The organism is Variovorax paradoxus (genome assembly GCF_029919115.1).
Classification (GTDB): domain Bacteria; phylum Pseudomonadota; class Gammaproteobacteria; order Burkholderiales; family Burkholderiaceae_C; genus Variovorax; species Variovorax paradoxus_O.
On record NZ_CP123990.1, the window covers coordinates 3,117,154 to 3,140,579 of the forward strand.

16 protein-coding genes are annotated in these 23,426 nt (G+C 67.1%); 8 read left to right on the forward strand and 8 right to left on the reverse strand.

Features of this window, described 5'->3' with window-relative positions:
- Positions 1 to 21: 21 nt before the first annotated feature.
- The 6 genes from QHG62_RS15140 to QHG62_RS15165 all read right to left on the reverse strand — a co-directional run bounded on the left by QHG62_RS15140 (position 22) and on the right by QHG62_RS15165 (position 11,364).
- Entirely contained in the window at positions 22 to 2,505 is a 2,484-nt protein-coding gene (locus QHG62_RS15140) for a glycogen/starch/alpha-glucan phosphorylase (protein ID WP_281146453.1), read from the reverse strand.
- Between the two features lie 44 nt (positions 2,506 to 2,549).
- Positions 2,550 to 4,031 (reverse strand): glycogen synthase GlgA, encoded by a 1,482-nt coding sequence (gene glgA, locus QHG62_RS15145; protein ID WP_281146454.1) that lies wholly within the window; start codon positions 4,029 to 4,031, stop codon positions 2,550 to 2,552.
- Between the two features lie 17 nt (positions 4,032 to 4,048).
- Positions 4,049 to 5,347 carry a glucose-1-phosphate adenylyltransferase gene (gene glgC, locus QHG62_RS15150; RefSeq protein WP_281146455.1) on the reverse strand — a complete coding sequence of 433 codons (1,299 nt, stop codon included), beginning with the start codon at positions 5,345 to 5,347 and terminating at the stop codon, positions 4,049 to 4,051.
- 83 nt (positions 5,348 to 5,430) lie between these two features.
- Positions 5,431 to 7,503 carry a glycogen debranching protein GlgX gene (glgX, locus tag QHG62_RS15155; RefSeq protein WP_281146456.1) on the reverse strand — a complete coding sequence of 691 codons (2,073 nt, stop codon included), beginning with the start codon at positions 7,501 to 7,503 and terminating at the stop codon, positions 5,431 to 5,433.
- Positions 7,504 to 7,510: 7 nt separating this feature from the next.
- Positions 7,511 to 9,682 (reverse strand): 1,4-alpha-glucan branching protein GlgB, encoded by a 2,172-nt coding sequence (gene glgB, locus QHG62_RS15160; protein ID WP_281151663.1) that lies wholly within the window; start codon positions 9,680 to 9,682, stop codon positions 7,511 to 7,513.
- 5 nt (positions 9,683 to 9,687) lie between these two features.
- A complete protein-coding gene (locus QHG62_RS15165; protein WP_281146457.1) occupies positions 9,688 to 11,364 on the reverse strand; it encodes an alpha-glucosidase in 1,677 nt (558 codons plus the stop codon).
- A 141-nt stretch (positions 11,365 to 11,505) separates the two neighbouring features.
- Here QHG62_RS15165 and QHG62_RS15170 point away from each other — a divergent pair, with 141 nt between their 5' ends.
- Genes QHG62_RS15170 through QHG62_RS15180 form a run of 3 tightly spaced genes read left to right on the forward strand, consistent with a single transcriptional unit; the run spans position 11,506 to position 14,139 of the window.
- A complete protein-coding gene (locus QHG62_RS15170; RefSeq protein ID WP_281146458.1) occupies positions 11,506 to 12,981 on the forward strand; it encodes an FAD-dependent oxidoreductase in 1,476 nt (491 codons plus the stop codon).
- 37 nt (positions 12,982 to 13,018) lie between these two features.
- Positions 13,019 to 13,543 carry a CMD domain-containing protein gene (locus tag QHG62_RS15175; RefSeq protein WP_281146459.1) on the forward strand — a complete coding sequence of 175 codons (525 nt, stop codon included), beginning with the start codon at positions 13,019 to 13,021 and terminating at the stop codon, positions 13,541 to 13,543.
- On the forward strand, positions 13,540 to 14,139 hold the full coding sequence (locus QHG62_RS15180) for a peroxidase-related enzyme (protein ID WP_281146460.1): 600 nt from the start codon (positions 13,540 to 13,542) through the stop codon (positions 14,137 to 14,139). Before QHG62_RS15175 ends, QHG62_RS15180 begins: the two co-directional genes overlap by 4 nt.
- Here QHG62_RS15180 and QHG62_RS15185 read toward each other — a convergent pair.
- Positions 14,134 to 15,213: an NAD/NADP-dependent octopine/nopaline dehydrogenase family protein gene (locus QHG62_RS15185; protein WP_281146461.1), complete on the reverse strand. Its 1,080-nt coding sequence runs from the start codon at positions 15,211 to 15,213 to the stop codon at positions 14,134 to 14,136. The genes QHG62_RS15180 and QHG62_RS15185 overlap by 6 nt on opposite strands.
- A complete protein-coding gene (locus tag QHG62_RS15190) occupies positions 15,206 to 16,183 on the reverse strand; it encodes a Bug family tripartite tricarboxylate transporter substrate binding protein (protein WP_281146462.1) in 978 nt (325 codons plus the stop codon). Before QHG62_RS15190 ends, QHG62_RS15185 begins: the two co-directional genes overlap by 8 nt.
- Before the next feature lie 117 nt (positions 16,184 to 16,300).
- Here QHG62_RS15190 and leuS point away from each other — a divergent pair, with 117 nt between their 5' ends.
- The 5 genes from leuS to gshA all read left to right on the forward strand — a co-directional run bounded on the left by leuS (position 16,301) and on the right by gshA (position 23,348).
- Positions 16,301 to 18,931 carry a leucine--tRNA ligase gene (gene leuS / locus QHG62_RS15195; protein WP_281146463.1) on the forward strand — a complete coding sequence of 877 codons (2,631 nt, stop codon included), beginning with the start codon at positions 16,301 to 16,303 and terminating at the stop codon, positions 18,929 to 18,931.
- Between the two features lie 14 nt (positions 18,932 to 18,945).
- Positions 18,946 to 19,467 carry an LPS assembly lipoprotein LptE gene (gene lptE, locus QHG62_RS15200; RefSeq protein ID WP_281146464.1) on the forward strand — a complete coding sequence of 174 codons (522 nt, stop codon included), beginning with the start codon at positions 18,946 to 18,948 and terminating at the stop codon, positions 19,465 to 19,467.
- A gap of 27 nt (positions 19,468 to 19,494) precedes the next feature.
- Positions 19,495 to 20,562 carry a DNA polymerase III subunit delta gene (gene holA / locus QHG62_RS15205; RefSeq protein ID WP_281146465.1) on the forward strand — a complete coding sequence of 356 codons (1,068 nt, stop codon included), beginning with the start codon at positions 19,495 to 19,497 and terminating at the stop codon, positions 20,560 to 20,562.
- A gap of 66 nt (positions 20,563 to 20,628) precedes the next feature.
- On the forward strand, positions 20,629 to 21,921 hold the full coding sequence (locus QHG62_RS15210; protein ID WP_281146466.1) for a glutamate-5-semialdehyde dehydrogenase: 1,293 nt from the start codon (positions 20,629 to 20,631) through the stop codon (positions 21,919 to 21,921).
- A 119-nt stretch (positions 21,922 to 22,040) separates the two neighbouring features.
- Positions 22,041 to 23,348, forward strand: a complete 1,308-nt coding sequence (gshA, locus tag QHG62_RS15215) for a glutamate--cysteine ligase (RefSeq protein ID WP_281146467.1) — start codon at positions 22,041 to 22,043, stop codon at positions 23,346 to 23,348.
- Positions 23,349 to 23,426 lie beyond the last annotated feature (78 nt).

Consider the following 23,426-nt stretch of genomic DNA (forward strand, 5'->3'; position numbering starts at 1 on the left):
GGGAGGGAGAAAGACGAAGACTCAGCCCAGCACCACCGGCTTGGTGCGCCAGATCTCATGCGCGTACTCCGCGATCGTCCGGTCCGACGAAAACGCCCCCATGCCCGCCACGTTCAGGATGGCCATGCGCGTCCATGCGTCCGAGTCCCGATACAGCGCATCGACTTCGGCCTGTTTTGCGACGTAGCTTGCGTAGTCGGCCAGCAGCAGATAGTGGTCGCCCCAGTTCACCAGCGCGTCGAAGATGCCTTGATAGCGCGCCGTCTCTCCGTGCGAGAAGGCGCCGTCGCGAATGGCATCGAGTACGCGCTTGAGCTCGGGGTCGGCCTCGTAGATGTCGCGCGGCTGGTAGCCATGGGCGCGAATGTCGGCCACCTGCGGCGTGGTATTGCCGAAGATGAAGATGTTCTCCGCCCCCACGTTGTCGCGCATCTCCACGTTGGCGCCGTCGAGCGTGCCGATGGTGAGTGCCCCATTGAGCGCAAACTTCATGTTGCCGGTGCCCGAGGCCTCGGTGCCCGCCGTCGAGATCTGCTCCGACAAATCGGCCGCGGGCATGATCACCTCAGCCAGGCTCACGCTGTAGTTGGGCAGGAACACCACCTTCAGCAGCTTGCCCACCCGCGCGTCGTTGTTGATGGTGCTCGCCACGTCGTTGATCAGCCGGATCACGAGCTTGGCCATCTGGTAGGCCGATGCCGCCTTGCCCGCGAACACCACCACGCGCGGCACGATGTCGATGGTTCCGCCCGCGGCCTGCGCATCGAGGATGCGGTGGTAGCGCGTGATCACGTGCAGCACGTTGAGCAGCTGCCGCTTGTATTCGTGGATGCGCTTCACCTGCACGTCGAACATCGCGTCGGTGTCGAGCACCACGCCCATGTGCTGCTCCACCCAGTTGGCCAGGCGCAGCTTGTTCTCGCGCTTGGCATGCCGGAAGGCGCGCGCAAAGGCGGGCTGCGCCGCCATCGGCCGCAGTGCCTCGAGCTGCGAAAGATCGCGCCGCCAGCCTTTGCCCAGGCGCTGGTCGAGCAGGCTCGCAAGCGGCGGGTTGGCTTGCGCAAGCCAGCGCCGCGGCGTCACGCCGTTGGTCTTGTTGTTGAAGCGCTCCGGAAAGATCTTTGCGAAGTCCGCAAAGATCGATTGCTTCATGAGCTCCGAATGGAGGCCCGACACGCCGTTGATCGAATGGCTTGCGAGTACCGCCACGTACGCCATGCGCACGCGGCGCTCGCCGGCCTCGTCGACCAGCGAGAGCCGGCGCAGCAGCTCCACGTCGTTGCCGGCCTTCTGTGTCACGGTGGCCAGGAACTTCGCGTTCATGTCGTAGATGATCTGCAGGTGCCGCGGCAGGATGCGCCCCAGCATCTCGACCGGCCATGTCTCGAGCGCCTCGTGCATGAGCGTGTGGTTGGTGTAGCTGAACACCTTCTGCGTGTGGGCCCAGGCCACGTCCCACGCCAGGCCGTGCTCGTCGAGCAACAGGCGCATGAGCTCGGGCACTGCGAGCACCGGGTGCGTGTCGTTCAGGTGAATGCTCACCTTGTCGGCCAGTTGGTCGAAGGTCTTGTGGTTGCGCAGGTACCGCCGCAGCAGGTCTTGCACGCTGGCGCTGCAGAAAAAATACTCCTGGTGCAGCCGCAGCTCCCGGCCCGATGGCGTGGAGTCGTCGGGGTAGAGCACGCGCGAAACGTTCTCCGAGTGGTTCTTGCTTTCCACCGCCGCCATGTAGTTGCCGCGGTTGAAGGCCGAGAGATCGATCTCCTCGGTGGCGCGCGCCGACCACAGCCGCAGCGTGTTCGTGGCCTGCGTGCCGTAGCCCGGAATGATGGTGTCGTACGCCACGGCCAGCACGTCGTGCGTGTCGACCCAGTCGGCCGCGCCGTAGGGTGCGTTGGTGCCTTCGCGCCTTTGCACGTGGCCGCCGAAGCGCACGCGGTAGTTCACCTCGGGCCGCTGAAACTCCCACGGGTTGCCGCGCGTGAGCCAGTAGTCGGGCGTTTCCACCTGTTGGCCGTCGACGATGCGCTGGCGGAACATGCCGTATTCGTAGCGAATGCCGTAGCCCATGCCCGGCACGCCGAGCGTGGCCATCGAATCGAGAAAACAGGCCGCGAGCCGGCCCAGGCCTCCGTTGCCCAGCGCCGCATCGGGCTCGCGCTCGGCCAGCGCAGCCATGTCGACACCGAAATCGGCCAGCGCGTCTCGCACGGTGTCGTACAGGTCGACCGCCAGCAGCGCATTGGTGAAGGTGCGCCCGATCAGGAACTCCATCGAGAGGTAGTAAACGCGCTTCAGGTCCTGCGCATAGTTGGCCCGCGTGGTCGCCATCCAGCGCTCGACCAGTTGGTCGCGCACCGCCATGGAGGTGGCAATCAGCCAGTCGTCCTGGCTCGCGGCGACAGGGTCTTTGCCGACGGCGTAGATGAGCTTGTTGGCCACTGCGCGCTTGAAGGCGGCCACGTCGCGGTCGGGATGGTCATAAGCGAAGTCTTTGATGGTCATGGGCTTCGGTGGTAAATGGTTGTGGGTTGTGCGCCGTGGCGCAATCAGGCGACAGCGGGCTCGAGCGCCTGCCGGTACACCTCGATGTATTGGGCGGCCGCGGTGGCCCAGTCTGCCGGGCGCCGCATGGCGTTGCCGCGCACCCGCCGCCAGTCGGGCGCGCGCTGGTAAAGAGCGAAGGCGCGCCGCAGCGCGCGGTTGTAGTCGGCGTCGTCGAAGCGGTCGAACACGAAGCCGGTGGCGTCGCCGCTTGCCAGGTCTTCGAGCGTGCAGTCGACCACTGTATCGGCCAAGCCGCCGACGCGGCGCACCAGCGGCAGGCTACCGTATTTCAGGCCGTACATCTGCGTGAGGCCGCAGGGCTCGAAGAGCGAGGGCACCAGCGTCACGTCGCCGCCGCCGAAAAGCTGGTGCGCCAGGGTTTCGTTGTAGCCGATGGTGACGCTGACCGACTGCGGCGCCGTCGCCGCGCGCTGGCGAAAGGCTTCTTCGAGCCCGGCTTCGCCGCTGCCCAGCAGCGCAAGCTGGCCGCCTTCGGCCAGCAGCGCATCGAGCCCACCGAGCACCAGGTGCAGGCCCTTCTGCTCGGTAAGCCGGCTCACGAGGATGAAGAGCGGCGCATCGGGCCGCACGGCCAGGCCCAGCTGATGCTGCAGCACCGCCTTGCAGCGCGCCTTGCCCGCCATGTGGCGGCCCTCGGGCGCGTGGAAGCCCTGCACCAGCGTTGGGTCGATGGCCGGGTTCCAGACCTTGTCGTCGACGGCGTTGAGGATGCCCGTGAGCACGCCGCCACGCAGGCGCAGCAGGCCGTCGAGGCCGAAGCCCTGCTCGGGCGTCTGGATTTCGCGCGCGTAGGTCGGGCTTACGGTGGTCAGGCGGTCTGCAAAGTAGAGGCCGCCTTTCATGAACGACACCTGCCCGTGGTATTCGAGCCCGTTCATGTGGAATGCCGGCCCCGGCAGACCCAGGTCGGCAAAGTTCCATGGCGCCGAGATGCCCTGGTAGGCCAAGTTGTGCACGGTGAACACGCTGCCCACGCGGGGCGCACCGGTTTGCCGCGCAAAGTGCAGGTAGGCCGACGCCAGGCCCGCATGCCAGTCGTGGGCATGCACGACCTCGGGCTGCCACGTGGGGTCGAGCCCCTGGGCCAGCTGCGCCGCCGCCCAGCCCAGCAGCGCGAAGCGCCGGTGGTTGTCGCCGTAGGGCTGGCGCGTGCTGTCCTCGTAGGGATTGCCGGGCCGGTCGTAGAGCGTCGGCGCATCGATCACGTAGGCCGGAATCGGCGCATTGCCGTCGATGGCAATGCGCCCCGCGCGCAGAGCGAAGCGCTCGCCCCATGGCGCGGCAAACTCTGCCACCAGCGCCAGGTCGCGCACGCTGGCCAGAATGGCCGGAAAACCCGGTAACAGCACTCGCGCGTCTTGCCCCGCGGCCATGAGGGCGAGCGGCAACGCGCCCGCCACGTCGGCAAGGCCGCCGGTCTTGAGCAGGGGAAAGAGTTCGGCGCTGACCTGGAGTATTCGCATCGTGGGGCGGTGCGGCCTCAGGCAGCCAGTCGCTTGAGCATTTCGCGCGTGACCAGCACCACGCCGGTTTCCGTGCGCTCGAAGTTCGCGGCGTCGGCCTCTGCGTCTTCGCCGATCACCATGTCGTCCGGAATGACGCAGCCGCGGTCGATGACCACGCGGTTGAGCTTGCAGCCACGGCCGACCTCCACATCGGGCAGCAGCACGGCCTCGTTGATTTCGCAGAACGAATGGATGCGCACGCCCGAGAACAGCACCGAGCTGCTCACCTTGGAGCCCGAGACGATGCAGCCGCCTGACACGATGGTGTTGACGGTCATGCCGTGCTTGCCGTCCCGGTCGAGCACGAACTTGGCCGGCGGCAACTGCCGCTGGTAGGTCCAGATGGGCCAGTCTGTGTCATAGATGTCGAGCTCGGGGGTGATCGAGGCCAGATCGAGGTTGGCTGCCCAGAATGCATCAATCGTGCCCACGTCGCGCCAGTAGGCCCTGGCGTCGGGTCCGCGCGAGGCCCGGGTAACGCAAGACATGCCGAACGGATGCGCCAGCGCGCGGCCCTGCGCCACGGCGCGCGGGATGATGTCCTTGCCGAAGTCGTGGCTCGAGTCGGGGTTGGCGGCGTCTTCCTCGAGCAGCTGGTAGAGGTATTCGGAGTCGAACACGTAGATGCCCATGCTGGCCAGCGCCAGGTCCGGGTGGCCCGGCATGGCGGGCGGATCGGCCGGCTTTTCGAGAAAGGCGGTGATCTGGCGCCCATCGTCGATGGCCATCACGCCGAACGCCGTGGCCTCCATGCGCGGCACCTCGATGCAGCCGACCGTGCAGCCCAGGCCGCGTTCGGCATGGTCCTTGACCATGATCGAGTAGTCCATCTTGTAGATGTGGTCGCCGGCCAGCACCACCACGTAGTCGTGCTTGGTCGAGCGGGTCTGGATGATGTCCAGGTTCTGGAACACCGCATCGGCCGTGCCGCGGTACCAATGCTCGTCGCCCGTGCGCTGCTGGGCGGGCAGCACGTCGACCATTTCGTTGAGCTCCGCGCGCAGGAAGCTCCAGCCGCGCTGCAGGTGGCGCATGAGCGAGTGCGACTTGTACTGCGTGACCACCGCCATGCGCCGGATGCCGGAGTTGAGGCAGTTGGACAGCGCGAAATCGATGATGCGGAACTTGCCACCGAAGTAGACCGCCGGCTTGGCCCGCCGGTCGGTCAGCTGCTTCAGGCGCGAACCGCGCCCGCCGGCCAGCACCAGCGCGATGGTGCGGCGAACCAGTTGATGCGCCTGAAGGGGTGCGTGCGGCGTGCTGTTGTTGTCCATTGGGGTCTCCGTTCGTTGTCGGGTCGTCTCGTCGTCGTCAGGGTTTCCGCAGCCAGCCTAGCACCGTGCCGCACGGCTGGCTCCTACGTTCTTGCAATCCACAGGCTAGAGCACGGCACTTCCACCGCGCCCGCATGGGTCTGGTCGGTAGCGAGGTCCGCCTCGGAGGCGGTCGCGAGCCGGCACTCCCAGCCGCCGGGAGGCAGTTCGAATGAAACGCCCTCCGGCCCCGCATTCACCAGCACCAGCCAGTCGGCTCCATCCGCCGCCGCGGCTTCGAAAAGGATTGCAAGCGCCGTGCCGTGGTTCCAGTCGGCGTCTTGCATGGGCGATCCGTCGGGCCGCAGCCAGCGGATGCCCGGTGTTCCCGGTGCCTGCCGCGCAGGCCACCAGCGCGTGCTGCGCAGCGCGGGCGCTTCGCGGCGCAGGGCGATGAGCCGTGCGACGAAGGCGCTCAGGCGGGCGGCATCGGTTGCGGGTTCATGCGTGCCGATCCACGTGAGCCAGGTGGTTTCGTTGTCCTGGCAGTAGGCGTTGTTGTTGCCTTGCTGGCTGTGGCCGAGCTCGTCGCCGGCCAGCAGCATGGGCGTGCCTTGCGAGAGCAGCAGCGTGGCGAGCAGTGCCCGCTGCAGCCGGCCGCGCGCGGCCCGCACGGCGGGGTCGTCGCTCGGCCCTTCGACCCCGAAGTTGTTGCCCAGGTTGTGGGCATGCCCGTCGCGGTTGTTCTCGCCGTTGGCCTGGTTGTGCCGCTCCTCGTAGCTCAGCAGGTCGCGCAGCGTAAAGCCGTCGTGCGCGGTGATGAAGTTGACGCTCGCGGTGGGCGCACGGCCGTGGTGGGCAAACTGCGTGCTCGATGCGGTGAAGCGATGCGCAAAATCGCCAAGGCCCGCCGCGCCCCCGCGCCCCTGCCGCAGCCAGAAGCCGCGCTGCGTATCGCGGTAGCGGTCGTTCCACTCGAGCCAGCCCGGTGGAAATTCGCCGAGCCGGTAGCCGCCCGCGCCGATGTCCCAGGGCTCCGCGATCAGCAGCGTGCGCGAGAGCACCGGGTCTTGCGCAACGGCCGCGAAGAAGGGCGCGCGCGGGTCGAAGTTGCCATCGGCACCGCGCCCCAATACCGGCGCCAGGTCGAAGCGGAAGCCGTCCACCCCGAGTTCGCAAACCCAATGGCGCAGGCTGTCCATTACCAGCTGCAGCACGCGCGGCTCGGCCAGATTCAAGCAGTTGCCGCAGCCGGTCCAGTTGGCATACAGCGCGCGGTCGTCCGAACGCAGGTGGTAGTACAGCGCGTTGTCGATGCCGCGCAGCGAGAGCGTGGGGCCGAACTCGTCGGTCTCGGCGCTGTGGTTGTAGACCACGTCGATCACCAGCTCCATGCCGCGCGCGTGCACCGCGTCGGCCATGGCGCGGAACTCGCTGGCCGGCGTGGTGCCCGGGCGGCCGCTCCAGTAGCGCGCCTCGGGCGCAAACCAGCCGATGGTGTTGTAGCCCCAGTAGTTGCTGAGGCCCATGGCGAGCAGCCGCTGCTCGTCGGCGCGGTGCTGCACCGGCATCAGGCTCAGCGTGGTCACGCCAAGGGACTGCAGATGGTCGAGCACCGCGGGCTCGGCCAGGCCGGCGTAGGTGCCGCGCAGTGCGGCGGGCACGGCGGGGTGCAGCCGGGTCTGCCCTCGCACATGCAGTTCGTAGAGCACGCGCTCGCCGGCCGGAATGCGGGCATGGCCCGGGGCTGCCGCCGTGTCGCCGGGCGCCGCCACGCGGGCCTTGAGCGCCACGGCGGCGTTGTCGCGCGTATTCCTTTGGTCCGGGCTCGCAGGGTCATGCCCCAGGAACAGGTCGCTGCCGTCGTATGCGCCGACGATCTCGCGCGCATACGGGTCGAGCAGCACCTTGGCGGCGTTGAACCGCTGCCCCTTGTGCGGCGCCCAGGGGCCGTGCACTCGATAGCCGTAGACCAGCCCGGCGCGTCCGCTCGGCAGCAGGCCGTGCCAGACGCCATCGGCGAAGGAGGGCAGCCGGATGCGTTGCTGCTCGTTGCGGCCCGTCGCGTCGAACAGGCAAAGCTCGACAGCCTCGGCGTTCGGCGCCACGAGCGCAAAGTTCACGCCGTTTGGCGAAAGCGTTGCGCCAAGGGGAAAGGGGGAGCCTGTATTCAGCATCGTTCGATCAAGCCAATACCCACATCACCGTGGCCAAGGGCGGCACGCTGATTTCAATTGCATGGTCTTTCCCGTGCCAGCGGGTCGATGAACTCTCGACCACGCCATTGCCCACACCGCTGCCGCCGTACACCGCGGCATCGGTGTTGATGGCCTCGCGGTACGCGCCTGCCGCAGGCACCCCCAGCCGATAGCCGTGACGCGGCAGCGGCGTGAAGTTGCACACCGCCACCACGAACGAGCCGTCGCGCGCCCGGCGCACGAAGGCGAACACCGACTGGTCGGCATCGTCGTGCACGATCCACTCGAAGCCGGCTCTTTCGGTGTCCAGCTCGTACAGGGCAGGGAAGTGCCGGTACACATTGTTCAGGTCGCGCACCAGACGGCGCACCCCCTGGTGCATCGGGTGCTCCAGCAGGTGCCAGTCCAGGCTGCGGTCCGCGTTCCATTCGGCCACCTGGGCGAATTCGCTCCCCATGAAAAGCAGCTTCTTTCCCGGGTAGGCCCACAGGTAGCCGTAGAGGTTGCGCAGCCCCGCGAACTTCTGCCATTCGTCGCCGGGCATGCGCCCGAACATCGAACCCTTGCCGTGCACCACCTCGTCGTGCGACAGCGGCAGCACGAAGTTCTCGCTGTGCGCATACATCAACCCGAAGGTGATCTGCTGGTGATGGTGCTTGCGATGAACCGGGTCGGTGCCCGCATAGGCGAGCGTATCGTTCATCCAGCCCATGTTCCATTTGTAGTGAAAGCCCAGGCCGCCGTCTTCGGGCGGCCGGGTCACGCCCGGAAAACTCGTCGACTCCTCGGCCAGCGTGATGGCGCCCGGCCGCTCCACGCCCACCACGTGGTTCATGCGACGCAGGAAGCCGATGGCCTCGAGGTTCTCGCGTCCGCCATAGGCGTTGGGCACCCACTCGCCGGCCTTGCGGCTGTAGTCGCGGTAGAGCATGGAAGCCACCGCATCGACGCGCAGGCCATCCACGCCGTAGCGTTCGAGCCAGTACAGCGCATTGCCGACCAGGTAGTTGCGCACTTCGGTGCGCGCGTAGTTGAAGATGAGCGTCTTCCAGTCGTTGTGAAAGCCTTCGCGCGGATCGGCATACTCGTAGAGCGCGGTGCCGTCGAAGCGGCCGAGGCCGTGCGCATCGGTCGGAAAGTGCGCGGGCACCCAATCGAGGATGACGCCCAGCCCCGCCGCATGCGCGGTTTCGACAAAGTGGCGAAAGTCGCCCGGCGTGCCGAAGCGCGAGGTGGGTGCATACAGCCCGATGGGCTGGTAGCCCCACGAGCCGTCGAACGGATGCTCGCTGACCGGCAGCAGCTCGATGTGCGTGAAGCCCATGTCGCGCGCATACGGCACCAGCGTTTCGGCCAGCTCGCGGTAGTCCAGCCATTCGTGCCCATTCTTGCGGCGCCACGAGCCCAGGTGCACTTCGTAGATGCTGACCGGCGCATCGCGGCCGTTGGCCGCCGTCCGTTCGGGCGGCATGGCCACCGGCGCAGGCAGCGGTGCCACCACGCAGGCGGTTTCAGGCCGCAGGCGCGAAGAAAAGGCGAACGGGTCGGCCTTGCGCAGCACTTCGCCTTCGGACGAAAGAATCTCGAACTCGTAGCTGTCGCCGGTGGCCACTTGCGGCGCGAAGATTTCCCACACGCCGCACTCGCGGCGCAACCGCATCATGTGGCGCCGGCCGTCCCAATTGTTGAAGTCGCCCACCACCGACACGCGCCGCGCATTCGGTGCCCACACCGCAAAGGCCACGCCCTTGACGCCATCCATTTCGCGCAGGTGCGCGCCCAGCCGCTCCCACGGCCGCAGGTGCGTGCCCTCGGCCAGCAGCCACACGTCCGTTTCGCCGAGCACGAACGGAAAGCGGTAAGGGTCTTCGAGCCGCGAGGTGTGCGTGCCCCAGTCGACCTGGAACGAATAGCCCAGCAGCGCCTCTGCCGCCGGCACCAGGCCCGAAAAGATGTCGGTGCCGTCTTGCCGGGCGAGCATGGCCAGCGGCCAGCCCGTGCGCGTGTGCATCACCGCCACGCTGTGCGCGCCGGGCAAGAGTGCACGCACCTGCAGGCCGTCGCGTGTCTCGTGCGGCCCGAGCACCGCAAACGGGTCGCCGTGTTCGGCGCGCATCAGCGCGCGCGCTTCGCGTTCGGGCAGCAGCATCGGTGGCATGTTCTTCACATTTGCTCTTCGCTGGCGGGGCGGCCAAAAAAGACGCCGTAGGGTGCCAAGGTCAGCGTGCACGTGTCGCCGGTTGCCTGCACGCGCGCGCCGGCCGGCGGCGAATGCGGGTGTCCCGGCAACGGCGAGAGCGGCTCGCGCAACGCGACCGAAACGGATTCGTCGCCCAGGTTGAAGAGCGCCTGCAGCGATTGGCTGCCCTCGCGCCGCTCGAACCACAGCACCGGCTCGGGCGCATCGAAGAAAGCGATGCTGCCGGTGCGCAACAGCGGCTGCGTGCGGCGCCAGTGCAGCAGCGCGCGGCTGAAGGCGAGCATGGAGTCGGGGTCGGTCGATTGGCGATCGACCGCCAGCGGCAGGTGGCGGCCGTGGACCGGCAGCCAGGGCCCGCCTGTGGTGAACCCGGCGTGAAGCTCGTCGGCCTTCCAGGGCATGGGCGTGCGGCAGCCGTCGCGGCCCTTGAACTCAGGCCAGAACGCGCGGCCGTACGGGTCTTGCAGCAACTCGAACGGCACCTCGGCCTCGGGCAGGCCGAGTTCCTCGCCCTGGTAGATGCTGGCGCTGCCGCGCAGGGTGAGCAGCAGCGTGAGCCAGAGCCGGTCGCGCCGGGTGTCTTCCGGTTTGCCGTTGCTCCAGCGCGTGGCCACGCGGGGCACATCGTGGTTGGACACCGCCCAGCAGCCCCAACCACCCATGGGTGCGAGCGCCTGATCGAGCGTTTCGACCTGGTGGCGCAGGTGCTGCGCGCTGTGGTCGGCCGTCAGCAGGCTGAAGCTGTAGGCCAGGTGCAGGCGCCGGCCCAGTTCGGTGTACTGCGCCATCACGGGCGGCGCGTTCTCGTCGCCCACCTCGCCGAGCGCGACCGCACCGTAGTCATCGAGCAGCTTGCGCAGGCTTTCGAGAAAGAGCAGGTTCTCCATCTGGCTCTTGTCGTAGAGGTGCTGCTGCATCGCATAGGGGTTGTCGGCGCGCACGGTGCTCACCTCGTCCAGCGCGGCCGTGCTGGCGGGCGGGTTGTCGCGCAGCAGTGCATCGTGGAACTGGTGGTTGCATGCATCGAAGCGAAAGCCATCCACGCCGCGCTCGCACCAGAAACGCACTTCGCCGAGCAAGGCCTCCTGCACCTCGGCGCAGTGAAAGTTCAGGTCGGGCTGCTCCTTGAGAAAGCTGTGCAGGTAGTACTGCCGGCGGCGCGAGTCCCACTGCCATGCCGGGCCGCCGAACACCGAAAGCCAGTTGGTCGGCGGCGTGCCGTCGGGCTTCGGGTCGGCCCACACGTACCAGTCTGCCTTCGGGTTGGTGCGGCTCGAGCGGCTTTCGGCAAACCAGGCGTGTTGGTCCGAAGTATGCGAAAGCACCTGGTCGATGATGATCTTCAGGCCCAGCGAATGCGCGCGGGCCAGCATCTCGTCGAAATCGGACAGGGTGCCGAAGATCGGGTCGACGTCGCGGTAGTCGGACACGTCGTAGCCGAAGTCCTTCATCGGCGAGCGGAAGAAGGGCGACACCCAGATCGCGTCGACTCCCAGGCCCGCCACGTGCTCGAGCCTGGAGGTGATGCCAGGCAGGTCGCCGATGCCATCGCCGTTGCTGTCCATGAAGCTGCGCGGGTAGATCTGGTAGATCACCGCGCCGCGCCACCATTCGCTGTTACTGCCGTGATTGCTGCGCATGCTGCCCCTGTGGTCTGAAAATCATTGTGGCATGCGAGATCCGGGCCCGGTCCATGCATGGGCCTATACGGGCACACCTGAAAAGCTTTCTACACTGGGCAGGGGTTTCATGTGAACCCCGCTCCCGTTCCTGCTCGCAAGATGACAACCGACTCCGTTCCCCTCGTACTTTCTTCTTCGCCGGAAGGCCTTGCCGCGCTCGAGCGGCGGCTTGCCAAGGACCTGGAATGCCTGGGCTGGCCAGCACGCTCATGGATGCCCGTTCGCGAGCACGCGGGCGAGCCGGTGCTCGATGTGGCCATCATCGGTGGCGGACAGGCCGGCCTGGCGGCTGCCGCAGCCCTTGCACAGCAGGGCGTCCGCGCCGTGGTGTTCGACCGCTCGCCGCCAGGCAACGAAGGGCCATGGGCCACCACCGCGCGCATGGAAACCCTGCGTTCGCCCAAGGAACTGACCGGCCCTGCGCTCGGCCTGCCCGCGCTGACCTTCCGCGCCTGGTTCGAGGCCCAGTTCGGCGCCGAAGCCTGGGCGGCGCTGGACAAGATCCCGCGCCTCCAGTGGATGGACTACCTGGTCTGGTACCGCCGCGTGATGAACGTCGACGTGCGCAACGAAACCGCGGTCACGGGGATCAAGCCGTTGCCGGATGCACCGCTGGTGCGGCTGGAACTGCGCACGCCTGCCGGAGCGCAGCGCGTGCTGGCACGCCGCGTGGTGCTGGCCACCGGCCGCGACGGCCTGGGCGGCCCGGCCGTTCCCGCTTTCGTCAACGCATTGCCGCGCTCGCAATGGGCGCACTCGTCCGACGCCATGGACTACGGCAAGCTGGCCGGCCTGCGCGTGGGTGTGATCGGTGCGGGCTCTTCGGCCATGGACAGCGCGGCCACCGCGCTGGAATGCGGCGCGCACAGCGTCGAGCTGCTGATCCGCCGGCCCGACCTGCCGCGCGTCAACAAGGGCAAGGGCGCCGGAGTGCCGGGCCTGACGCAGGGGCACTACGACCTGCCCGATGAGCTCAAGTGGCGCATTCGCCACTACATCAACGTCGCGAACGTGCCGCCGCCGCACGGCAGCACGCTGCGCGTGTCGCGGTTTCCGAATGCGTTCTTCAACTTCGGCTGCCCGGTTCTTTCGATCGAACCGCAAGGCGCGTCGATGCGGGTGTCGACGCCGAAGGGCGATTTCGTTTTCGACTTTCTCATTGTCTCGACCGGCTTCAAGGTCGACTGGAACAGCCGTCCCGAGTTCGATGCCATCGCATCGCATGTGCGCACCTGGAAGGACCGCTTCGTGCCCACGCCCGGCAACGAAGACCAGGAGCTGGCCGACTCGCCCGATCTCGGCCCTGTGTTCGAGTTTCAGGAGCGCACGGCCGGCGAATGCCCGGGGCTCGAGCGAATCCATTGCTTCTGCTACCCGGCGGCCTTGTCGCACGGCACGGTGTCGGGCGATATTCCCGCTATCAGCGATGGCGCCAAGCGGCTTGCAAGCGGCATGGCCAGCCTGTTCTATCGCGAAGATTTCGAGCACCACTTTGCCAACATCGAGGCCTACAGCGAGCCCGAACTGTTCGGCGACGAATGGGTGCCCGCACCGCCGCCGTCCGAGCGTGGCTGAACCTTCGGACTCATTGAACCGGATTGAACTGAAACCCATGACAACAACTTCCTACGACGCATCCGCACCGCTCGACGTGGTCGACGCTTCGGTGCCGCTCGCGCCAACCCAGGCCACCCGCATGCTGCGGCTGCAGCGCGACAAGGTCGTGGCGGCCACGCAGGGCAGCTACGACGCCATGTTCTCCCCCACGGTCGAAGGCCTTTCGGTGGCCGAGCGCCTGCTGGTGGCGGTGCACGCCTGCAGCGTCTCCAAAGCCGCGACGCTTGCCGCGCACTACCGCGAGCGCTTGCTGGCCGAGGGCGCAGACCGCGAACTGGTTGCAGCCGTCGGGAGCGGCGCCCCGGTGGCGGATGCGCGGCTGCGCACGGTGCTGGCGTTCACCGCCAGCCTGATCGAGCGCCCCATCGACGGCGACAAGGCCTCGGTCGAGGCGCTGGCCCAAGCGGGCCTTTCGACACCGGCCATCGTCGCGCTCGGGCAACTGATCGCCTTCTTGTCCTACCAGATACGCATGGTCGCGGGCCTGCAGGCGCTCGCAGCTTCGGAGGTATCGCAATGACCACGCCGATCCGCATCAAGGGCTTTACCAACGAGGTGCTGGGCTGGAAGCCCTGGCTCGACCCAGTCGACGTTGCCTCCGCCACGCCGGCGCAACTGGCCGCGCTCGACGAGATGAGCCCGCAGGCGCGTACGTCGCCTTACTTTCTGGTGCTGGCGCATCAGCCCGAGATGCTGCTGCAGCGCTCCATTGCCTTCAACGCGATCATGTTTGCGCCGGGCGGCATGCCGCGGGCCGAGCGCGAGCTGGGCGCCACGGTCGAATCGCGCGTCAACGGCTGCGTGTACTGCGCCTCGGTGCATGCGCAGCGTTTCGAGCAGTTGGCCAAGCGCAACGACGTGATCTCGCAGGTGTTCGAGGAGCCGGCTTCCGCGGGCACGACGCCGCGCGAAAAGGCCATCGTCGAATTTTCGATGCGCCTGGGCGCCGAGCCCGACAAGCTTTCGGCGGAAGACGTGAAAGCGCTGAAAGAGGTGGGGCTGACCGAACTCGAGATCCTCGACCTGATCCACTCGGTGGCGCTTTTTGCCTGGGCCAACCGGCTGATGCTCAACCTGGGCGAGCCGGTCTTTCCCGAGGCAACCGCAACCTCATAGGCGGGCGAGCAGCCCGGGCACGGTTTCAGCGGACAGATTCAGGGGCACCAGCAGGTCGTTCTGCTGCCGGAAGTCGGTGCCGCCCACCAGCGAGGCGGCATCCACGATGGTGCGCGTCGCTGGCGTGGGCACGCCGGCAATCCGGCCCAGCGCCTCGATGAACGCCAGTCCGTAGGGCATGTCTTCGGTCACATAGCGGGTGTCGGTGCGCACAGGCCCCGGCGGGCCGCCGCGCTTGGCATGCAGCTCGGCCGCAATGTCTTCGAGCCGCGCCGATTCGGTGCCGAACGATCGCGCAAAGTGTTCCTCGATGGGCCCGAGTTCGATGCCGAAGGCCTTGGCCACGGCCCGCCGTTCGAGGTCCAGCGCCTCGATCGCACGGGCCACGCCGGGGGTCATGCAGTGGTACTGCGGCCAGTTTTCCCCACGCTCGATGCGGCTCCAGTTGAAGATGGCGAGCGGGCCGTGGGACTGCGGATTGACGTTCGCGAGTGCGCTGGCCAGCGTGTTTTGCTGCGGAAAGAAGCCGTTGCCGAACAGGGCGGTGCACAGGGCAACGGCCTCCTCGAGGTTGACGCCCGGCAGCGCGGACACGCCGACCGCCTTGCGCCGCGTCATCACCTTGACCTGCGTGCCCGACTCGCGGCGCGCGGTCAGCACCGTGGTGCCGAAGCTCGCGACGGTGATCCGCAGACCCGCACGAAGGGCGCTTTCGTAGAGATAGAGCGAAGACAGCGAGGCCATCGAGCTGACGATCACCGTCTGCCCATCGCGCAGAAAGGGCCGCAGCGCATCCATCACGCGCCTGTGCCCGTTCACCGGCAGTGCGATCAGCAGCACATCCGAGGCATCGCAAAGCTCGGCCGCATCGCTCGCCACCTCGACGGTGACGGTGCACGGCTGCACGCCGCTGGCTTCGAGCGGCTGTGTGCGCAGCGCGTCGGCGCCCTGCCCGCCGGGCGACCAGAGCGTGATGCCGTGCCCCGCCTGCCTGAGCCACGCGGCGCTGGCGAGCGCGATAGCGCCAGCGCCGGCAATGCCTACCTGGTAGCGCTTTCCCGCCGGCTCAGTCAACCTTGATCCCGCCCTGCTTGATCACCTTCTCCCAGCGTTGGCTGTCTTCCGAAATGACTTTGGCCAGCGCCGGACCGGCGCCGCAGGTGTTCACGGCGCCGAGCTGTGCAAAACGCTGTTTCGTTTCGGGCAGGTTGCACACCTCGACCAGCGCTGCCGACAGCTTTTCGATGCCGGCCGCGGGCATGCGTGCCGGCGCCATCACGCCGACCCAGACCGGCACGTCCATGCCTGGCAGCCCTGTTGCCTCGGCCACCGTCGGCGGGGTGCCGAGGCTGGGCAGCGCCGCGCGCGAGAAGGTGCCGAGCACGCGGGCCTTGCCGCTTGCGACCATCGGCTCGATGGAGGCTGCGCTGGTCACGATCAGCGCCACCTGCCCGCCGAGCAGGTCGGTGAGCGCCGGGGCCGCGCCGCGATACGGCACATGCAGCAGGTTCACGCCGGCCGCCTGCGCCAGCAGCGCGCCCGTCAGGTGCGACACCGTGCCGTTGCCGGTGGATGCGTAGGTGACTTGGCCGGGCTTGGCCTTGGCGTCGCGCAGCAGGTCGGCCAAGGTCTTGTAGGGGCTTTCGGTGCGCACGGCCACCGTCATGGGCGTGTCCCCGACCAGGGCCACGGGCGCGAGGTCGTGCGCCGGGTCGTACGGCATCTTTGCCTGCAGGTGGGGGGTGATGGTGATGGCGCCGCCGGTGGCCAGGAGCACGGTGGCGCCGTCGGTCGCCTTGGCCACCGCATCGGCCGCCACGATGCCGCCAGCACCCGCCTTGTTGTCGACGATGACGGTGCCGCCCAGCTTTTCGGTCAGCTTGGCGCCCAGGTATCGGGCAATCACGTCCTGCGCGCCGCCCGGGGCGAAGGGCACGACGATTCGCAGCGGCTTGTCGTTGTTGGCCTGCTGCGCCCACAGCGGCGTGGCAGTGGCAAGGCAGGCCGCTAGGCCCAGAGCGAGGGGTTTCCAAAGCAGTTTCATGGCTTTTTCCGATCTGCGTCAGGTGGCAGGAAGTCCCGCATTTCTGGGGGCGAGTCTAGTCCGGCGCGATAATCCGCCTTCCCCGGCCGCTCCGAGCCGGGCTCCTGCCGAACCGTCATGAACCCCAGCTACAAACCCAGCGACGTCGAGTCCGCTGCCCAGGCGCAATGGAGCGCCGCCGATGCCTACCGCGTCACCGAGGACGCGAGCCGTAAAAAGTATTACGCCTGCTCGATGCTGCCGTACCCCAGCGGCAAGCTGCACATGGGCCATGTGCGCAACTACACCATCAACGACATGCTCACGCGCTACCTGCGCATGAGCGGCTACAACGTGCTCATGCCCATGGGCTGGGACGCCTTCGGCCTGCCGGCCGAGAACGCGGCGCTCAAGAACGGCGTGCCGCCGGCCAAGTGGACGTACGAGAACATCGACTACATGCGCGGGCAGCTCCAGGCCATGGGCCTGGCCATCGATTGGAGCCGCGAGATCGCCACCTGCGACCCGAGCTACTACAAATGGAACCAGTGGCTGTTCCTGAAGATGCTCGAAAAGGGCATTGCCTACCGCAAGACCCAGGTCGTCAACTGGGACCCGGTCGACCAGACCGTGCTCGCCAACGAGCAGGTGATCGACGGCAAGGGCTGGCGCACCGGCGCCACGGTCGAGCGCCGCGAGATCCCGGGCTACTACCTGAAGATCAGCGACTACGCCGAAGAACTGCTCGAGCACACCCAGCACAAGCTGCCGGGCTGGCCCGAACGCGTCAAGCTGATGCAGGAGAACTGGATCGGCAAGAGCGAGGGCGTGCGCTTCGCCTTCACGCACGACATCAAGGACGCGAGCGGCCAGCTGATCCAGGACGGCCGCATGTACGTGTTCACCACGCGCGCCGACACCATCATGGGCGTGACCTTCTGCGCCGTGGCACCCGAGCATCCGCTGGCCGCGCACGCCGCCACGCTCGACCCCAAGGTCGCGGCCTTCATCGAGGAATGCAAGGCCGGCGGCACCACCGAGGCCGAGCTTGCCACGCAAGAAAAGAAGGGCGTGCCCACGGGACTCACCGTGACGCACCCGATCACCGAAGAGCAGGTGCCGGTGTGGGTGGGCAACTATGTGCTCATCAACTACGGCGACGGCGCCGTGATGGGTGTGCCCGCGCACGACGAGCGCGACTTTGCCTTTGCCAACAAGTACGGCATCGAGATCATCCAGGTGGTGCTGGTCGACGACGAGCCGCACTTCGACTATCACAAGTGGCAGGACTGGTATGGCGACAAGCAGCGCGGCGTCACCATCAACTCCGACAACTTCAGCGGCATGACCCACAAGGAGGCCGTGGCCGCCGTGGCGCATGCGCTCGGCCAGAAGGGCCTTGGCGAGATGCAGACCACCTGGCGCCTGCGCGACTGGGGCGTGAGCCGCCAGCGCTACTGGGGCACGCCGATCCCGATCATCCATTGCGACGAACACGGCGCGGTGCCGGTCCCCGAGAAGGACCTGCCAGTGGTGCTGCCGACCGATTGCGTGCCCGACGGTTCGGGCAACCCGCTCGCCAAGCACGAAGGCTTCCATGCCGGCGTGGTCTGCCCCGTCTGCGGCAAGCCCGCGCGGCGCGAGACCGACACCATGGACACCTTCGTCGACAGCTCGTGGTACTTCATGCGCTACTGCGACCCGAAGAACGACCAGGCGATGGTGGCCGAGGGTGCCGACTACTGGATGCCGATGGACCAGTACATCGGCGGCATCGAGCACGCGATTCTTCACCTGCTGTACGCGCGCTTCTGGACCAAGGTGATGCGCGACCTGGGCCTTGTGAAGGCCGATGAGCCCTTCAGCAAGCTGCTCACGCAGGGCATGGTGCTGAACCACATCTACTACCACCGCGACGAAAAAGGCGGCAAGAACTACCACCCGCCGCTGGAGGTAACGCCCGTGCTCGACGCGCAGGGCCGCATCGTCGGAGGCACCACCGCCGACGGCATGAAGGTCGAGTACGGCGGTGTCGGCAAGATGGGCAAGAGCGAGCGCAATGGCGTCGACCCGCAAGACCTGATCGAGAAGTACGGCGCCGACACCGCGCGCCTGTACACCATGTTCACCGCGCCGCCGGAAGCCACGCTCGAGTGGAACGACGCGGCCGTCGAAGGCAGCTACCGGTTCCTGCGCCGGGTGTGGAACTTCGGCGTGGCGCAGGCCGACGTACAGCCCGTGGCCGTCGGCGGCCAGTCTTTCGGCAAGAACGCCCAGGCGCTGCGCCGCGAGGTGCACACCGTGCTGCGCCAGGTCGACTACGACTACCAGCGCATGCAATACAACACGGTGGTGTCGGGTGCGATGAAGCTGCTCAACGCGCTCGAAGGCTTCAAGCCAGACGGCAGCGCCGGCGACGCTGCCGCGCTGCGTGAAGGTTTCGGCATTCTGCTGCGTTGCCTCTACCCCGCCACGCCGCACATCGCCTTCCAGCTCTGGCAGCAGCTCGGCTACGACAAGGAACTGGGCGGCCTGCTCGACGCACCGTGGCCGGTGGTGGACCTGGCTGCGCTCGAGCAGGACGAGATCGAGCTCATGCTGCAGGTCAACGGCAAGCTGCGCGGCGCGCTGCGCGTGCCGGCCGGCGCTTCCAAGGCCGAGATCGAACAGCTCGCGCTTTCCTGCGACGACTTCGTCAAGTTCGCTGAAGGTGCGCCGGCCAAGCGCGTCATCGTGGTGCCCGGCCGCCTGGTCAACGTGGTCATTTGAATAACGACTCAAGCATGAACAATCGAATTGCCTCGCTGCCGCGCCGCAGCTTTCTACTGGGCCTGACCGCCGCGGGCGCAAGCCTCGCGCTGGCCGGCTGCGGGTTCGAGCTGCGCAAGGCGCCCGTGTTCGCGTTCAAGACGCTGGCCGTGTCGGGCAATTCGGAGCTCATCAACCGGCTGCGCCGCGAAATGCGCGCGGCCGGCACCGTGACGCTGGTGCCGCCCGCCGACGCGCAGACGGCCGACGCGATTCTCGAGATTCTCAACGAGAGCCGCGACCGCTTCGTGATCTCGACCAACTCCGCAGGCGCGCTGCGCGAACTGCAGCTGCAGCTGCGCGTGCGCTTCTCGCTGCGCACGCCCGGCGGCAAGACATTGCTGCCGGCAACCGAGGTTTCGCAGACGCGCGACCTGAGCTTCAACGAAACCAATGCGCTTGCGAAAGACGGCGAGGCCGAGCTGCTGTACCGCGACATGCAGGCCGACATCGCGCAGCAGCTGATGCGCCGCCTGGCTGCGGTCAAGGAACTCTAGGCGCGAGCCTGCGCCTGCCGCGATCCCATGCAACTTGCCAGCGCCCAGCTCGGGCCCCATCTGCAAAAGGGGCTGAAGTCTCTCTACACGATCCACGGCGACGAACCGTTGCTCGCGCAAGAGGCCGCGGATGCCATTCGCGCCGCGGCGCGCACCCAGGGCTATACCGAGCGCAGTTCGTACACCGTGGCCGGCGCGCACTTCGACTGGAGCGCGGTGCTTGCGGCGGGCGGTTCGCTCTCGCTCTTCGCGGACAAGCAAATCGTCGAGATCCGCATTCCCTCGGGCAAGCCCGGCAAGGACGGCAGCACGGCGCTGCAGCAATTGGCTGAAGCGGCGCAGGGCAACGACAGCACGCTCACGCTCGTGATGCTCCCGCGGCTGGACAAGGCCACGCGCACGGGCGCCTGGTTCTCGGCCTTGGAGAACAACGGCGCGAGCATCCAGGTCGACCCCATCGAACGTGCCGCGCTGCCGCAATGGATTGCGCAGCGGCTGGGCCTGCAGGGCCAGCGCGTGATGCCGGGCGATGAGGGCCAGCGCACGCTGCAATTCTTTGCCGACCGCGTCGAAGGCAACCTGCTTGCGGCGCACCAGGAAATCCAGAAGCTCGCCCTGCTGCATCCGGCGGGCGAACTGAGCTGGGAGCAGGTGGAGGCCGCGGTCAACAACGTGGCGCGCTATGACGTGTTCAAGCTGTCGGAGGCCGTGCTTGCGGGCAATCCGCAGCGCGTGGCGCGCATGCTCGACGGCCTGCAGGCCGAAGGCGAGGCCGAAGTGCTGGTGCACTACACGATTGCCGAGGACATCCGGGCACTGAAGCGCGTGAAAGATGCGATGGCCTCGGGCCGTCCGCTGCCCATGGCGCTGCGCGAGAACCGCATCTGGGGCCCGCGCGAACGTGCCTTCGAGCGCGTGCTGCCAAGGCTCGACGACCGCATGCTGGCCCGGCTGCTGCGCGCCGCGCATGTGGTGGACGGCATTTGCAAGGGCCTCAAGCAGCCCGATTGGCCCGCCAGCGGCTGGCAGGCGCTGCAGCGTCTGGCGCTGATGCTGTGCCGCGCTTGCAGCAGTGGCCCGGTTCCCTCTCGCTGAGGGAGAAAGGACAACGCCCAAGGGGTGCAAAGCCCGGGGTTGATCCAAATGCAGGAAAATGCCGACATGAACGCGTTCAACGTCAGCGAGCACATGCAGGCCCTCGGCCTGCAAGCCAAATCCGCCGCATTCCTCATGGCCCGTGCGGATGCAGCTACCAAAAACAGAGCATTGAAGGCCTTGGCCAAGCGCCTGCGCGAAGCCGGCCTCAGCCTTTCGGAGGCCAACCAGAGGGACCTGGAGCGTGCCACGGCCGCGGGCCTGCCGGCGCCGATGGTCGATCGCCTCAAGCTCACGCCCAAGGTCATCGAGACGGTGGCCCAGGGCTGCGAGCAGCTCGCCGGCATGGCGGACGTGATCGGCGAGATCATCGGCATGAAGCAGCAGCCCAGCGGCATTCGCGTCGGCCAGATGCGCGTGCCGATCGGCGTGTTCGGCATGATCTACGAGAGCCGCCCCAATGTGACCATCGAGGCTGCGAGCCTCGCCATCAAGAGCGGCAACGCGGCCATTCTGCGCGGCGGTTCGGAAGCCATCGAGTCGAACAAGGCGCTGGCGCTGCTGGTGTCCGAGGCACTCGCCGAAGCCGGCCTGCCGGTCGATGCGGTGCAATTGGTGCAAACCACCGACCGCGAGGCCGTGGGCCAGCTCATTGCCATGCCCGAGTTCGTGGACGTGATCATTCCGCGCGGCGGCAAGGGCCTGATCGAGCGCATCAGCCGCGACGCCAAGGTGCCGGTCATCAAGCACCTGGACGGCAATTGCCACGTCTATGTGGACGATTCGGCCGAATTTGAAATGGCGCTGCGCATCGTCGACAACGCCAAGACCCAGAAATACAGCCCCTGCAACGCGGCCGAAGGCCTCCTGGTGTCGGCCGCGGTGGCCGAAGACTTCCTGCCCCGCATTGGGGCCATCTTTGCGGCCAAGGGCGTGGAAATGCGCTGCGACCCGGCTGCAGCGCGCATCCTGCGAGCGGACGATGCCGCAGGTTCAAACGCAAGAATCGTCGATGCGGTCGAGTCCGACTGGTCCGAGGAATACCTTGCCGCGGTGATCAGCATCAAGGTGGTCGAAGGCGTCGACGAAGCCATCGCGCACATCAACCGCTACTCGAGCCATCACACCGACGCCATCGTCACGCGCGACCATGTGCATGCGCAGCGCTTTTTGCGCGAGGTCGATTCGGCCAGCGTCATGGTCAATGCGAGTACACGCTTCGCAGACGGTTTCGAGTTTGGCCTGGGGGCCGAGATCGGCATCAGCACCGACAAATTCCATGCGCGCGGGCCGGTCGGCATCGAAGGGCTGACCTCGCTCAAGTACGTGGTGCTGGGGCAGGGCGAAGTGCGCACCTGAGACCTGGAACGCGGCGGACTGAACCAAGTCCGGTATACGTAGTCTTGTCATTGGGGCGGCCACCCCCAAATCCTACAATTCCGCTATACCTTCAAGTACAAATCCAATAAGGCCGCCGCATGGTTCCGCATCTAGTCACCGCCCTGACCGGCCCGATCAACGAACTGGAGCAGCGGGTACTCGACTCCACGCCCGCCATCGAGCGCTGGTTCCGGCTCGAATGGATGGAACACACGCCCCCGTTCTACAGCGCGGTCGACATCCGCAATGCCGGCTTCAAGCTTGCGCCGGTCGACACCAATCTTTTTCCGGGCGGCTGGAACAATCTCACCAAGGAAATGCTGCCGCTCGCGGTGCAGGCCGCGCAGGCCGCCATCGAGAAGATCTGCCCGGAGGCGCGCAACCTGCTGGTCATTCCCGAGAACCACTCGAAGAACACCTTCTACCTTGCCAACATTGCGCAGCTGGTGCGCATCTTCCACATGGCGGGACTCAACGTGCGGGTGGGCTCCATCGACCCGGCCATCAAGTCGCCCAAGAAGATCGAGCTGCCCAACGGCGAAACCGTGTGCCTGGAGCCCGTGGTGCGCAGCAAGCGCCGCCTCGGCCTCAAGAATTTCGACCCCTGCACCATCCTGCTCAACAATGAGCTGTCGGCCGGCACGCCGGGCATTCTGGAAGACCTGCACGAGCAGTACCTGCTGCCGCCGCTGCACGCCGGCTGGTCGGTGCGGCGCAAGAGCAACCACCTGCACAGCTATGAAGAGCTGTCCAAGCGCTTCGGCAAGCTGCTGGGCATCGACCCCTGGCTCATCAACCCGATCTATGCGCGCGCCGAAGGCATCGACTTTGCCGAAGGCCGCGGCATCGACGTGCTGACCAGCCATGTGGACGCGGTGCTGACCAAGGTGCGCCGCAAGTACAAGGAATACGGCATCAACGAGAAGCCCTTCGTGATCGTCAAGGGCCAGACCGGCAGCGACGGCCCGGGCGTGATGACGGTGCACGACGCGAAAGAGGTCGAAGGCCTCGTCGGAAAGCCGCGCGCCGCAGCGGGCAGCAAGGCCGCCGCGGCCAGGGAGCTGCGCGGGCCCGGCGAGGTGATCGTGCAGGAAGGCGTGCTGACCAATGAGCGCGTGCACAACGGCGTGGCCGAGCCGGTGGTCTACATGATGGACCGCTACGTGGTGGGGGGGTTCTACCGCGTGCATGCCGAGCGCGCCCCGGACGAAAACCTGAAGTCTCCCGGCGCGAGCTTCGTGCCCCTGGCTTTTTCGGAAAGCGCGCATCTGCCGCAGCCCGGCGCCAAGCCCGGCGCGAGCGCGCCCAACCGCTTCTACATGTATGGCGTGGTGGGCCGCCTGGCCATGGTGGCAGCCAGCTACGAGATGGAAGCCACCGATCCGGACGCGGAAATCTACGAATGATTTTCCGGGGTGGGTTGCGGCAGGGGCGGTCGGCGGCAAAATAGCGGCCCCACAGTAAAGGAAACAAAAGGGCGGAGG

Excerpts from the sequence above, each read along its gene's own strand:
- QHG62_RS15140 (WP_281146453.1), bottom strand. The coding sequence starts at position 2,505 with ATGACCATCAAAGACTTCGCTTATGACCATCCCGACCGCGACGTGGCC.
- glgA (WP_281146454.1), bottom strand. The coding sequence starts at position 4,031 with ATGCGAATACTCCAGGTCAGCGCCGAACTCTTTCCCCTGCTCAAGACC.
- glgC (WP_281146455.1), bottom strand. The coding sequence starts at position 5,347 with ATGGACAACAACAGCACGCCGCACGCACCCCTTCAGGCGCATCAACTG.
- glgX (WP_281146456.1), bottom strand. The coding sequence starts at position 7,503 with ATGCTGAATACAGGCTCCCCCTTTCCCCTTGGCGCAACGCTTTCGCCA.
- glgB (WP_281151663.1), bottom strand. The coding sequence starts at position 9,682 with ATGCCACCGATGCTGCTGCCCGAACGCGAAGCGCGCGCGCTGATGCGC.
- QHG62_RS15165 (WP_281146457.1), bottom strand. The coding sequence starts at position 11,364 with ATGCGCAGCAATCACGGCAGTAACAGCGAATGGTGGCGCGGCGCGGTG.
- QHG62_RS15170 (WP_281146458.1), top strand. The coding sequence starts at position 11,506 with ATGACAACCGACTCCGTTCCCCTCGTACTTTCTTCTTCGCCGGAAGGC.
- QHG62_RS15175 (WP_281146459.1), top strand. The coding sequence starts at position 13,019 with ATGACAACAACTTCCTACGACGCATCCGCACCGCTCGACGTGGTCGAC.
- QHG62_RS15180 (WP_281146460.1), top strand. The coding sequence starts at position 13,540 with ATGACCACGCCGATCCGCATCAAGGGCTTTACCAACGAGGTGCTGGGC.
- QHG62_RS15190 (WP_281146462.1), bottom strand. The coding sequence starts at position 16,183 with ATGAAACTGCTTTGGAAACCCCTCGCTCTGGGCCTAGCGGCCTGCCTT.
- leuS (WP_281146463.1), top strand. The coding sequence starts at position 16,301 with ATGAACCCCAGCTACAAACCCAGCGACGTCGAGTCCGCTGCCCAGGCG.
- lptE (WP_281146464.1), top strand. The coding sequence starts at position 18,946 with ATGAACAATCGAATTGCCTCGCTGCCGCGCCGCAGCTTTCTACTGGGC.
- holA (WP_281146465.1), top strand. The coding sequence starts at position 19,495 with ATGCAACTTGCCAGCGCCCAGCTCGGGCCCCATCTGCAAAAGGGGCTG.
- QHG62_RS15210 (WP_281146466.1), top strand. The coding sequence starts at position 20,629 with ATGAACGCGTTCAACGTCAGCGAGCACATGCAGGCCCTCGGCCTGCAA.
- gshA (WP_281146467.1), top strand. The coding sequence starts at position 22,041 with ATGGTTCCGCATCTAGTCACCGCCCTGACCGGCCCGATCAACGAACTG.